9 protein-coding genes are annotated in these 12546 nt (G+C 68.7%); 7 read left to right on the top strand and 2 right to left on the bottom strand.

Annotated elements, in window-relative coordinates; translation table 11 throughout:
* Both OHA91_RS14055 and OHA91_RS14050 read right to left on the bottom strand, forming a co-directional pair.
* Positions 1-825: a hypothetical protein gene (locus tag OHA91_RS14055; RefSeq protein WP_031151383.1), complete on the bottom strand. Its 825-nt coding sequence runs from the start codon at positions 823-825 to the stop codon at positions 1-3.
* Positions 826-939: 114 nt separating this feature from the next.
* Entirely contained in the window at positions 940-1164 is a 225-nt protein-coding gene (locus tag OHA91_RS14050; protein ID WP_031151385.1) for a hypothetical protein, read from the bottom strand.
* 348 nt (positions 1165-1512) lie between these two features.
* Here OHA91_RS14050 and OHA91_RS14045 point away from each other — a divergent pair, with 348 nt between their 5' ends.
* From OHA91_RS14045 to OHA91_RS14015, 7 genes are all read left to right on the top strand, one after another.
* Positions 1513-3852: an ABC transporter family substrate-binding protein gene (locus tag OHA91_RS14045; protein ID WP_328739298.1), complete on the top strand. Its 2340-nt coding sequence runs from the start codon at positions 1513-1515 to the stop codon at positions 3850-3852.
* A 334-nt stretch (positions 3853-4186) separates the two neighbouring features.
* On the top strand, positions 4187-6091 hold the full coding sequence (typA, locus tag OHA91_RS14040) for a translational GTPase TypA (RefSeq protein ID WP_328739297.1): 1905 nt from the start codon (positions 4187-4189) through the stop codon (positions 6089-6091).
* A gap of 472 nt (positions 6092-6563) precedes the next feature.
* Positions 6564-8219, top strand: a complete 1656-nt coding sequence (locus tag OHA91_RS14035; RefSeq protein ID WP_245240116.1) for a peptide ABC transporter substrate-binding protein — start codon at positions 6564-6566, stop codon at positions 8217-8219.
* A gap of 231 nt (positions 8220-8450) precedes the next feature.
* The gene (locus tag OHA91_RS14030) at positions 8451-9344 is read left to right on the top strand and encodes an ABC transporter permease (RefSeq protein ID WP_234331132.1); all 894 of its coding nucleotides are present in this window, start codon (positions 8451-8453) and stop codon (positions 9342-9344) included.
* 24 nt (positions 9345-9368) lie between these two features.
* Positions 9369-10292, top strand: a complete 924-nt coding sequence (locus OHA91_RS14025; RefSeq protein ID WP_031151395.1) for an ABC transporter permease — start codon at positions 9369-9371, stop codon at positions 10290-10292.
* 9 nt (positions 10293-10301) lie between these two features.
* On the top strand, positions 10302-11393 hold the full coding sequence (locus OHA91_RS14020) for an ABC transporter ATP-binding protein (protein WP_078959323.1): 1092 nt from the start codon (positions 10302-10304) through the stop codon (positions 11391-11393).
* Positions 11386-12438, top strand: a complete 1053-nt coding sequence (locus OHA91_RS14015) for an ABC transporter ATP-binding protein (protein ID WP_031151400.1) — start codon at positions 11386-11388, stop codon at positions 12436-12438. Before OHA91_RS14020 ends, OHA91_RS14015 begins: the two co-directional genes overlap by 8 nt.
* Positions 12439-12546: the final 108 nt, after the last annotated feature.

Genomic DNA, 12546 nt, shown 5'->3' with positions numbered 1-12546 from the left:
TCAGAAGATCCTCGGGTCGGTGAAGGCGCCGCTGGCCAGCAGGTACACGTAGAAGTCGCACAGGGCCACGCTGATCAGGGAGGCCCAGGCCAGTTGCATGTGGCGGGAGTTGAGCCGGCTGATCCAGCCCCAGAGGCGGTAGCGCACCGGGTGCTTCGAGAAGTGCTTGAGCCGGCCGCCCATGATGTGGCGGCAGGAGTGGCAGGACAGCGTGTAGGCCCAGATCAGCGCGATGTTGACCAGGAACAGCAGGGTTCCGAGGCCCATGTGGCCCCAGTCGTAGTGCTCGTCGCGGAAGGTCAGCACGGTGTCGTACGTGAGGATGCCCGCCACCGGGATCGCCGCGTAGAAGAAGTACCGGTGGGCGTTCTGGAGGATCAGCGGGAAGCGGGTCTCGCCGGTGTACTTCGCGTGCGGCTCGGCGACGGCGCAGGCGGGCGGTGAGGCCCAGAAGCCCCGGTAGTAGGCCTTGCGGTAGTAGTAGCAGGTCAGCCGGAAGCCGAGCGGGAAGACCAGGATCAGCAGCGCGGGGGACAGGCCCCACCAGCTGCCGAAGAGGTCCCAGTTGGGGCCGCCGCGCATCTCCTCGCAGTTCTCCGCCAGGCACGGGGAGTAGAACGGGGAGACGTAGGGGGCCGCGTAGTAGTCGGCGTTCGCGAAGGCCCGCCAGGTCGAGTAGACGATGAAGGCGAGCAGCCCGGCGGCGGTGCCCGCGGGGGCCAGCCACCACCGGTCGGTCCGCAGGTGCCGGGCCGCGATCGCGGCCCGCGAGGCGTCGTGGACGCCGCCGGGCCGCTGCTGGGGTCGTTCCGTGCCTGTGGCCAAAGAGGACTCCGGTAGGAGTGATGAGGGGACGCTCCCGCACCGGGCCGGTCGCGGGGCGGCCGGGCCGGTACGGGGGTGCGGGGCGGACGGTGTGCGGATCGCGCAGGGGCGGCGTCAGGGCGCGCGGCGATCGCGGGCGCCGAGGCCCTCGTCGTCGGAGTCCGTCCAGAGCGCGCTGTCGTAGGGGGTGTCCGGGACCGTCACCATTCGGGACGGGTCCGGCGCCGCCGACGCGGGCTTCCCGCGCGTGGCCGCGGCCTGCTGCTCCAGCCGCTCGACCTTGCGCGTCAGCTCGTCGAGGTTGCGTCGTACAGCGGTCAGGTCGTCTTGCAGGGACATGATTTGCCCTCATTTCCGCCAGGGTGCGGTGGCAACGCTCATGTGCGCCTGCGAGTGTCGCGCTTCACGTCCCCGGTTGTGAAGGGACGTGCAGCGATTGCGGGCGCGCAGGCGCGAACTGTGCGCCCCTCCCTGCCCCCCATTCTCATCCCTCTCCCGGGGGAACGCGCTCTCGCCGCGCAAGCGGGATTGGTCCGCACGGGTGGGGTTCGCGGCGTGGCGAGAGGCGGCTGCGAAGGGTGCGGAGCGCCGTCGATTTCAGTGGATTCCGGCAGCCGGTGTGATCAGCTCCATATACCGCCGAACGTGATCATGCTTCCCCCAAGCCCCGCCCCGGAGGTACCACCCATGTCCCAGAGAAGGCGCAGGTCCTTGGCGCTCCTGACCTCGGGAGTCCTCGCACTGCCGCTGCTCACGGGCTGCGGCGCGGGTGACGACGAGGGCGGCCCGGCCGCCGCAGGGCAGGACATCGCCACGACCACCCGCGACAAGGTCGCGGACGGGGGCGTGCTGCGGTGGGCGGTGGACGCCCTTCCGGACACCCTCAACGCCTTCCAGGCCGACGCGGACGCCGCCACCAGCAGGATCGCGGGAGCCGTGCTGCCGCACCTGTTCGTGCTGGACGCCAAGGGACGGCCGGTGGCCAATCCCGACTACCTGGAGAAGGCCGAGGTCATCGAGCGGGAGCCCAAGCAGGTCGTCCTGTACAAGCTGAACCAGCAGGCCGTGTGGAGCGACGGGCGGGAGATCGGCGCCCCCGACTTCGTGGCCCAGTGGCGGGCCCTGAACGGCAAGGACTCGGCGTACTGGACGGCGCGCAACGCCGGCTACGAGCGCATCGAGAAGATCGAGAAGGGCAAGACGGACCTGGAGGTCAGGGTCACCTTCAGCAAGCCGTACGTGGACTGGCGCTCGCTGTTCTCCCCGCTCTACCCCAAGCAGGTCACCGGGACCCCGGACGCCTTCAACGAGGGCGCCCGCGGCACTCTGAAGGTCACGGCGGGGCCCTTCGCCCTCGGGGCGATCGACAAGAAGACCGGCACCGCAGCCCTGACGCGCAACCCGCGCTGGTGGGGCCGGCAGGCCAAGCTGGACACGCTGGTCCTGACGGCGGTGCCCCGCGCCGAGCGACCGGCGGCGCTGGCCGCCGGGAAGCTCGACCTGGCGGAGATCGACCGCTCGGGGGCCGACCGCATCGCGCTGGCCCGCCGGGAGGCCTCCGGCAAGGGCGGCGCGGGTGCGGGCGGGGCCCCGGCGCACGGCCCGGGCGCCGCGATGACCCCGGCGCAGGCCACGCTGTCGTGGGCGACCGCCTTCGGTGCGGACGAGGAGAAGGCGGCGCAGGAGAAGGAGTCGCGCACCAAGCACACCGAGTCGGTGAAGCGGTACGCCGACGAGCAGAAGGCCCTGCGGGGCTTCAGGGTCCGCAAGTCCCTGGAGCCCGCGTACACGCAGCTCGCGATGAACGGGGCGTCCGGCCCGCTCGCGGACGAGCGGGTGCGCCGGGCGGTCGCCCGCGCCCTGGACCGCCAGGCGCTGGCCGAACTCGTGCTCAAGCCGCTGGGCCTGCCGGCGAAGCCGGTCGGCAGCCACGTGGCCCTGGCCGGGCAGCAGGCGTACGCCGACAACAGCGACGCCCTCGGCGGCCAGGACGCCAAGGCGGCCCAGGCCCTCCTCGCCGACGCCGGCTGGCGCCGCGGCGGCAAGCTCACCGAGCCGGCCGCCGCCAAGGCCGGCCCGGAGAGCGCGCCGCAGGACGACGGCAAGACCCCCGCGGGCCCGGGCACCGGGAACGACGGCCTCTACATCGTGGGCCAGGACGACGGGGCCAACGGCGACGGCGCGGGCACGCCGGACGGCACGGCCGCCGGGGCCGACGGCAAGGCACCCGGCGCCGACACCGCCGCCTCCCCGGGGGACGGCGAGCGGGACCGCGTCTCCCCGGTGCTGGCACCCGCTCCCTTCGGGGCCCAGCAGCAGGCCTCCCTCCTGGCCCAGGCGGCCATGGCCCGCCCCGTCGACGACGCCAAGCGCAGCGCGGCCCGGGACGGCGACGCGGCCGACCCCGCCAAGGGCTCCCCGGCCCCGGCCCCGGCCAAGCAGGCCGGCCGTACCTCCGGCAACATGCTCGCCAAGGACGGCAAGGCGCTCACCCTGCGCTTCGTCCTCCCGGCCGGACCCGGCTCGGAGTCCCTGCGCACCGTCGGTGAGCGGATCTCCCAGATGCTCCGCAAGCTCGGGGTGAACACCGAGACGACCAAGGTGGCCGACGACAGCTTCTTCAAGGACCACATCGCCTCGGGCCAGTACGACCTGGCGCTGTACTCCTGGCCGGCGACGGCCTTCCCCGCCACCGACGCCCGGCCGATCTTCGCCAAGCCGGAGCCGGCGGCGGACGGCTCGCTCCTCGTCGAACAGAACTACACGCGGGTCGGCACCGACCACATCGACCAGCTCTTCGACCAGGCCCTCGGGGAGCTGGACGAGGCGCAGTCCCGCGAGCTGGTGCGCAAGGCCGACGCCCGGATCTGGGCCGCGGCCGGTTCGATCCCGCTCTTCCAGCGCCCGGAGCTGGTGGCCGTCAAGCCCGGCCTGGTCAACGCCGGCGCCTTCGGGCTCGGAGCCCCCCGCTACCAGGACATCGGCTGGAAGAAGGCGGCGACCGCCAAGGAAAAGAAGAAGAAGTAGCCGCGGCGAAGATGTGGTGACAAAGCGGTGCCTGTCAGGTTGACCCACGGGTCACAAGCTCAGATGTGACTCAAGTCCCTTGCCCGCCGGAACCCCGGCGGGCAAGGTCGTGCATACCCGTTGACCCGCATGATTTCCCGCAGGAACGGCGGTCCGAGCACCCCACCTCGCGCTCGGCCGCACTCATTCCTCCGGCCTCTTGACAGACCCCCCGGCAGGCGGTTCCCGCCATTCGACGTACCATGGGGTAAGGCCGTGGCAGGTTTTCGCCCGGTCGAGGCGCGCGTGCCAGGCCGTACGCGACGCCATCCACGATCCCGGGAGAAGCGCCGAAGTGCCCACGCGCCACGACATCCGTAACGTCGCCATCGTCGCCCACGTCGACCATGGCAAGACGACCATCGTCGACGCCATGCTCAAGCAGGCCGGTGCCTTCGCCGCCCACCAGCAGCTCGACGACCGCATGATGGACTCGAACGACCTGGAGCGTGAGAAGGGCATCACGATCCTCGCCAAGAACACGGCGGTGAAGTATCACCCCAAGGACGGCGGGGCCCCGATCACGATCAACATCATCGACACCCCCGGCCACGCCGACTTCGGTGGCGAGGTCGAGCGCGGTCTGTCGATGGTCGACGCCGTCGTCCTGCTGGTGGACGCCTCCGAGGGTCCGCTGCCCCAGACCCGCTTCGTCCTGCGCAAGGCCCTCCAGGCCCGGATGCCCGTCATCCTCTGCATCAACAAGACGGACCGCCCGGACTCCCGGATCGACGAGGTCGTCAACGAGACCTACGACCTGTTCCTGGACCTGGACGCCGACGAGGACCAGATCGAGTTCCCGATCGTCTACGCCTGCGGCCGTGACGGCATCGCCTCGCTGACCAAGCCGGAGGACGGCACCGTCCCCGCCGACAGCGAGAACCTGGAGCCGTTCTTCTCCACCATCCTGGAGCACGTCCCGGCCCCGACGTACGACGAGGAAGCGCCCCTCCAGGCGCACGTCACCAACCTCGACGCCGACAACTTCCTCGGCCGTATCGCGCTGCTGCGCGTCGAGCAGGGCGAGCTGCGCAAGGGCCAGACGGTCGCGTGGATCAAGCGTGACGGCAGCATCTCCAACGTCCGCATCACCGAGCTGATGATGACCGAGGCGCTCACCCGCAAGCCGGCCGAGGTCGCCGGCCCCGGTGACATCTGCGCCGTCGCCGGTATCCCCGAGATCATGATCGGCGAGACCCTGGCCGACCCGGAGAACCCGATCGCGCTGCCGCTGATCACGGTGGACGAGCCGGCCATCTCCATGGTCATCGGCACCAACACCTCCCCGATGGTCGGCCGCGGCGGCTCCGGCAAGGGCGCGGACGCCAAGTCCGCGGTCAAGGACCGCAAGGTCACCGCCCGCCAGGTCAAGGACCGCCTCGACCGCGAGCTGATCGGTAACGTCTCGCTGCGCGTGCTCGACACCGAGCGCCCGGACGCCTGGGAGGTCCAGGGCCGCGGTGAGCTCGCGCTGGCGATCCTCGTCGAGCAGATGCGCCGCGAGGGCTTCGAGCTGACCATCGGCAAGCCGCAGGTCGTCACCCGCGAGGTCGACGGCAAGGTGCACGAGCCGGTCGAGCGCATGACGATCGACGTGCCCGAGGAGCACATGGGCGCCGTCACGCAGCTCATGGGCGTCCGCAAGGGCCGCATGGACAACATGTCGAACCACGGCTCCGGCTGGGTCCGCATGGAGTTCGTCGTTCCGTCCCGCGGCCTGATCGGCTTCCGTACGGAGTTCCTGACGCAGACCCGCGGCACCGGCATCGGCCACTCGATCCACGAGGGCCACGAGCCGTGGTTCGGCCAGCTGGTCACCCGTAACAACGGCTCCCTGGTCGCCGACCGCGCCGGTGCGGTCACCGCGTTCGCGATGACCAACCTCCAGGAGCGCGGCGTCCTGTTCACCGACCCCGGCACCGAGGTGTACGAGGGCATGATCGTCGGCGAGAACTCGCGCGCCGACGACATGGACGTGAACATCACCAAGGAGAAGAAGCTCACCAACATGCGCTCCTCCTCGGCCGACACGTTCGAGGCGATCGTCCCGCCGCGCAAGCTCTCCCTGGAGCAGTCCCTGGAGTTCTGCCGCGACGACGAGTGCGTCGAGGTGACCCCGGAGGCCGTCCGCATCCGCAAGGTCGTCCTGGACCAGAAGGAGCGCTCGCGCACCGCGTCGCGCGCCAAGTCCGCCAAGTAGTAACCGCGTTCAGGCTGCCCGACCCGGGTTTGCTCGGGCGGCGGCCGCGGCGGCCGTAGTCGGCCGCCGGGGTGCGGGAAAACAGCAGCCCCTCCCCTCACGGAGTCCGTGAGGGGAGGGGCTGTTCGCTTTTGTCAAGCGGATTTTTGCGTTCAGGTGTCCGCATACCGACCGTGACACTCCGGATGATGAGCTAACCGTCCGTTTCGCACGTGTCTGTCTCCTATCCGTTTGTCCGGATTTCGGGTTTCTGCCGCGGATCGATGTTGTGAAAACGAGACCACTTAAGTGTGGTTTACGGCCTGGCGGTACTTGAGGATGGCTCCATTGAGCTCGGGTCAATGGGTCACGCGATGTGGGGATCGCGCCGACTCACGAGCACACTATGGGCAGGAAACCATTCGCCGTCAGGGGTGTCGGCGAGGTTTTCATGCCCCTCAAGTCGATCAGTGGACTCATGAGGAGGAAACCCATGCGCGGTGCCAAGAGCGCCAAGTGGGTCGTGGGCGCGGTTGTCGTCGCCCTGGCCGCTACCGCCTGTGGCGGCGGTGACGGTGACAGCAAGGACAAGGGCAACGCTGCCGGCGGCGGTACGTTCCGCCTGGGCAGCACGGAGCCGGACACCATCGACCCGGGGCGCGCCCACGAGTCCACGGGCATCCTGCTGTCGAACGCCCTGTTCACCGGCCTGTACTCGAACACGCCGGACGGCCTGGCCGAGCCCGCGCTGGCCGAGTCGGCCAGCTCGGACGAGGGTTGCACCTCCTGGACCTTCAAGGTCAAGGCGGACACCAAGTTCTCCAACGGCGAGGTCGTCGACGCCGAGGCGTTCGCCCGCGGTTGGGCGCGTTCCGCGCACAAGGCCGCCGCGTCCGACGTGGCGTACCACTTCGCCGGCATCAAGGGTTACGCGGAGCTGCAGGACGGCTCGGCCAAGACCTTCTCCGGTGTCACCACCCCGGACCCGCACACCATCAAGGTCGACCTGTCCAAGGCCGACTGCGAGTTCGTGCTGAAGACGGCGCACACCGCCTACAGCCCGGTCCCGAAGGTCGCCAAGGTCGGCGAAGAGGACAAGGCGTTCGGCGAGGCCCCCGTCGGCAACGGCCCGTTCAAGATGGACGGCAGCTGGGAGCACAACAAGGCCATCAACCTCGTCCGCAACGACGACTACGGCCTGACGAAGGCGAAGCTGGACAAGGTCCAGGTCACCCTCCTCAACGACAAGACCGCGCACCAGCTCGAGTACGACGGCTTCCAGGCCGGCACCTTCGACTACGCGCACATCCCGACGCCGATGCTGAAGACGGCCGAGGCGAAGTTCAAGCCGCAGAACAAGTGGTTCGCCAAGGACACCAACGGCATGAACTGGGTTCTGCCGATCGGTGACAACGGCCCGACCAACAACAAGGACGCCCGTCTGGCGATCTCCTACGCGATCGACCGCCAGGCCATCGCCAAGGGTGTCTTCCAGGGCTTCCAGACCCCGTCGACGACCATCGTGCCGCCGGCGTTCCCGAAGGCGTACCAGAAGGACCTGTGCACCTCCTGCGTCAAGCAGGACGTCGCCAAGGCCAAGGAGCACGCCGAGAAGGGCGGCCTGAAGCCGGGCACGGAGATCAAGTTCTCCTTCAACACCGGTGCGGGCCACGAAGAGTGGGTCCAGGCCGTCGCGCGTCAGCTCGAGGACGTCCTCGGCCTGAAGGTCAAGCTGGACGGCAAGGACTTCCCGGGTCTGCTCAAGGAGCAGCAGGGTACCCAGGCCACCGGCCTCTACCGCTTCGCGTGGGGTGCGGACTACCCGACCCCGGAGAACTTCCTGTTCCCGCTCCTGCACTCGGAGTCGATGAACAAGGACGCCGAGGGCAACGTGGTCGGTGACAACCGCGCCCGTTACAACAACCCCGAGTTCGACAAGCTGATCGACACGGCCCGCGCCACCAAGGACGAGGCCGCGCGTATCGCGCTGTACAAGCAGGCCGAGAAGATGGCCATGGAGGACATGGCCCTCATCCCGACCTTCAACCGTTCCCAGTTCCGCCTGATGGCGACCGACAAGTTCAACGGTCTGGACGACATCAACTTCAACGAGGACCCGATCCTCGAGAAGATCTCGCTCAAGAAGTAATCGGTTCGGACGGTATATCCGTCAGGAGCGAACGTGCCGCGGCCCCCGGGTGACCGGTGGGCCGCGGCCCCGCTCGGCAGGCCGTTTTTACTTCGGCACCCCTCACATCCGCGGGCAATCCCCGCAGGCCGAGAGCCGGCCCGTTCCTTGGGCCGGAGGCCGCTGCTCCCAGAAGCGGCCAGGTAGAGAGGCACAAACATGGGAAGGTACGTCGCCCGTCGCCTCGGGCAGATGGTCATAGTCCTCATCGGCGCGACCATGGTTCTGTTCGCTTGTCTTTTCGTTCTCCCCGGTGACCCCGTGGGCTCGATCGCAGGCAGCGACAAGGCTCGTGACCCAGCGGTGGTCGCGGAGCTCAAGGCGCGGTACGGGCTCGACAAGTCGCTGCCCGAGCAGTATGTGAACTACGTGTCGAAGGTCGCGACCGGAGACCTCGGCGAGGACTTCATCCAGCGCCGCGAGGTGTCCGAGATCCTCGGCCCCAAGCTGGCGAACACCGCGAAGCTGGCCCTGCTGGCCATCGCTCTCGTGACGGTGTTCGGTATGGGCGTCGGCATCATCGCCGCCCTGTACAGATACAGCATCTTGGACATGGCCACGACATTCTTTACGACCATGGCGGTGGGATTCCCAACGTTCGTGATCGGCATGCTGCTCATGAAGTGGTTCGCGGTCGAGCTCCAGTGGTTCCCGCAGCTCGGTGGAGACAAGCTCGAAGGCATGGTCCTGCCCGCGGTCACCCTCGCCATCACCGACATCGCGTTCGTCGCCCGCCTGACCCGCGGCACGATGCTCGAGGTGCTGCGCGCGGACTACGTGAAGACCGCCGTGGCCAAGGGACTTCCGCGCCGTCGCGTGCTGTTCAAGCACGTGCTCCGCAACTCGTCCATCCCGGTCGTCACCTACCTGGGCATCTCGTTCGGCGCACTTCTCGGTGGCGCGCTCATCACCGAGGCGATCTTCAACTGGGACGGTGTCGGTCTGGCACTGGTTCAGGCGATCCAGCAGCAGAACAACCCGATCGTGATCGGTGTGGTGACCTACAGCGTCGCCATCTTCGTCGTCCTCAGCCTCATCGTGGACCTGCTGTACGCGGCCCTCGACCCGCGTATCCGCCTCAGCTGACCGCCCCCCAAGGAGGATTTCCTCATGTCTGAGCTCGTCAAGAGCCCGGCGATCGGGGACGAGAGCCCCGTGCCGGCCGCCCCGGCCGCCCCTGAAGCAAGCCCCAAGCAGCTCACCCAGTGGGCCGAGATCCGCCACCGCTTCGTCCAGAACAAGCTGGCCGTCGTCGGTCTCGTGATCATCTGCCTGCTGTTCATCACCGCGATCTTCGGCAACATGTTCGCGCCGTTCGACCCCGGCGCGCAGGACCTGGAGAACACCCTCCAGTCGCCCAACGGCACGCACTGGCTGGGCACCGACGCCCTGGGCCGCGACATGTTCTCGCGCCTCATAGCCGGTACCCGCGTGGCCATGTTCGTCGGCCTCGCCTCGATCTTCTTCGCCGTGCTGATCGGTGTCGCCCTCGGCGCCATCGCCGGCTACTTCGCCGGTTTCGCCGACACCCTCGTCATGCGCATCGCGGACGTCTTCCTCGCGTTCCCGCTGATGATCGGTGCCGTCGTCATCATCCTGGTCACCGGCCGCGGTATCACGCCGGTGATCATCTCGCTCGCGGTCTTCTCGTGGGCGACCGTTTCCCGACTGCTGCGCAGCTCGATCCTGTCGGTGCGAGAGATGGACTACGTCCACGCGGCCAAGGCGCTCGGCGCCAGCGGCGGCCGGATCGTCCGCACGCACATCCTGCCCAACTCGCTGACCCCCGTCCTGGTCTACGCGACGTTCAACGTCGGTACCACGATCATCGGCGTCGCGGCCCTCTCCTTCCTCGGCGCCGGTGTCCCGGTCGACGTCCCGGAGTGGGGCAACATGCTGGCGGCCGGTCAGGCCTTCATCGGCGTCCACGACTACCTGTGGCTGTACCCCAGCCTCTTCGTCGTCGTCACCGTGCTCGGCTTCGCCTTCGTCGGCGACGGCCTGCGCGACGCGCTCGACCCGAAGCTGCGGTAGGGCCGCCCGATGCTCCGAGACAACATCAGCAAGCAGGACGAAGGTGGCGGCGTGACGACGTCGGAGATTCTCAGCGTTGCGGAGACGGGCGGCGGGTCCGCCGTGCCGCTGCTGGAGGTGGACAACCTCCAGGTCGAGTTCAAGACCCGTGACGGGGTCGCCAAGGCCGTCAACGGCGTGAGCTACAGCGTCAGCGCCGGCGAGACCCTCGCCGTGCTCGGCGAGTCCGGCTCCGGCAAGTCCGTCACCGCGCAGGCGATCATGGGCATCCTCGACAGCCCGCCCGGACGGGTCGCCGGCGGCGAGGTGCGCTTCCACGGCCGGGACATCCTCAAGATGTCCGACGAGGAGCGCCGCAAGCTCCGCGGCGACAAGATGGCGATGATCTTCCAGGACGCGCTGTCCTCCCTGAACCCGGTCTACTCGGTGGGCGACCAGCTCGGCGAGATGTTCCGCGTCCACCGCGGCATGTCCAAGAAGGACTCGAAGGCCAAGGCCATCGAGCTCATGGACCGCGTGAAGATCCCCGCCGCCAAGGCGCGCGTGGGCGACTACCCGCACCAGTTCTCCGGCGGTATGCGCCAGCGCATCATGATCGCCATGGCGCTGGCGCTGGAGCCGGACCTGATCATCGCCGACGAGCCCACCACGGCTCTCGACGTGACCGTCCAGGCCCAGGTCATGGACCTGCTCGCGGAGCTCCAGCGCGAGATGAACATGGGTCTGATCCTGATCACCCACGACCTCGGCGTGGTCGCCGACGTCGCGGACAAGATCGCGGTCATGTACGCGGGCCGGATCGTCGAGACCGCTCCGGTCCACGAGATCTACAAGCGCCCCTCGCACCCGTACACCCGGGGCCTGCTCGACTCGATCCCGCGCCTGGACCAGAAGGGCCAGGAGCTGTACGCGATCAAGGGCCTGCCGCCCAACCTGCTCCGCATCCCGGCGGGCTGTGCCTTCAGCCCCCGGTGCCCCAAGGCGCAGGACATCTGCCGTACGGAGATCCCGGTCCTGCACCCGGTCACCGAGCAGGACGGCACCGAACTGCCCGGCCGCGGCAGCGCGTGCCACTTCTGGAAGGACCAGATCCATGGCTGAGCTCAGCAAGACGACCACCGAGCGCGAGCCGATCCTCCAGGTCCGCAACCTGGTCAAGCACTTCCCGCTGACCCAGGGCATCCTGTTCAAGAAGCAGGTCGGTGCGGTCAAGGCCGTCGACGGTGTGTCCTTCGACCTGTACCAGGGCGAGACCCTCGGCATCGTCGGTGAGTCCGGCTGTGGCAAGTCCACGGTCGCCAAGCTCCTGATGAACCTCGAGCGGGCCACCGCCGGCGAGGTCTTCTACAAGGGCCAGGACATCACCAAGCTGTCCGGCCGCGCGCTGAAGGCCGTGCGCCGCAACATCCAGATGGTGTTCCAGGACCCGTACACCTCGCTGAACCCGCGCATGACGGTCGGCGACATCATCGGGGAGACCTTCGAGATCCACCCCGAGGTGGCCCCGAAGGGCGACCGGCGCCGCAAGGTCCAGGAGCTCCTGGACGTCGTGGGCCTGAACCCGGAGTACATCAACCGCTACCCGCACCAGTTCTCCGGCGGTCAGCGCCAGCGCATCGGCATCGCCCGCGGCCTCGCGCTCAACCCGGAGATCATCATCTGCGACGAGCCGGTCTCCGCGCTCGACGTGTCGGTGCAGGCGCAGGTCATCAACCTGATGGAGAAGCTGCAGGACGAGTTCAACCTGTCCTACATCTTCATCGCGCACGACCTCTCGATCGTCCGGCACATCTCGGACCGCGTCGGCGTCATGTACCTCGGCAAGATGGCCGAGATCGGCACCGACGCCGAGATCTACGAGCACCCGACGCACCCCTACACCCAGGCGCTGCTGTCTGCGGTCCCGGTCCCGGACCCCGAGGTCCGCGAGTCCCGCGAGCGCATCATCCTCACCGGTGACGTCCCGTCCCCGGCCAACCCGCCGTCGGGCTGCCGCTTCCGCACCCGCTGCTGGAAGGCCCAGGACAAGTGCTCCACCGAGGAGCCGCTGCTGGCGATCCCGGAGCGCTTCAAGGGCGTCAACACCCTGGCGGCGCACGAGTCGGCGTGCCACTTCGCCGAGGAGAAGGCCATCCTGGCGGTCTGATCCACGCACGCTCCACGAAAGCGGCCGGTTCCCGGTGCCTCACGGCGCCGGGGACCGGCCGCTTTCCGTGTGCCGTGAAGTGCCCACCCGTGCCGGGCGGAAACCGGT

It is taken from the genome of Streptomyces erythrochromogenes, assembly GCF_036170895.1.
Taxonomy (GTDB): Bacteria; Actinomycetota; Actinomycetes; order Streptomycetales; family Streptomycetaceae; genus Streptomyces; species Streptomyces erythrochromogenes.
Note: the sequence above shows the minus strand (reverse complement) of the source record. Positions and strands in the feature narration are given on the sequence as shown.

Excerpts from the sequence above, each read along its gene's own strand:
- OHA91_RS14030 (WP_234331132.1), top strand. The coding sequence starts at position 8,451 with ATGGTCATAGTCCTCATCGGCGCGACCATGGTTCTGTTCGCTTGTCTT.
- OHA91_RS14050 (WP_031151385.1), bottom strand. The coding sequence starts at position 1,164 with ATGTCCCTGCAAGACGACCTGACCGCTGTACGACGCAACCTCGACGAG.
- OHA91_RS14045 (WP_328739298.1), top strand. The coding sequence starts at position 1,513 with ATGTCCCAGAGAAGGCGCAGGTCCTTGGCGCTCCTGACCTCGGGAGTC.
- OHA91_RS14035 (WP_245240116.1), top strand. The coding sequence starts at position 6,564 with ATGCGCGGTGCCAAGAGCGCCAAGTGGGTCGTGGGCGCGGTTGTCGTC.
- OHA91_RS14015 (WP_031151400.1), top strand. The coding sequence starts at position 11,386 with ATGGCTGAGCTCAGCAAGACGACCACCGAGCGCGAGCCGATCCTCCAG.
- OHA91_RS14020 (WP_078959323.1), top strand. The coding sequence starts at position 10,302 with ATGCTCCGAGACAACATCAGCAAGCAGGACGAAGGTGGCGGCGTGACG.
- OHA91_RS14025 (WP_031151395.1), top strand. The coding sequence starts at position 9,369 with ATGTCTGAGCTCGTCAAGAGCCCGGCGATCGGGGACGAGAGCCCCGTG.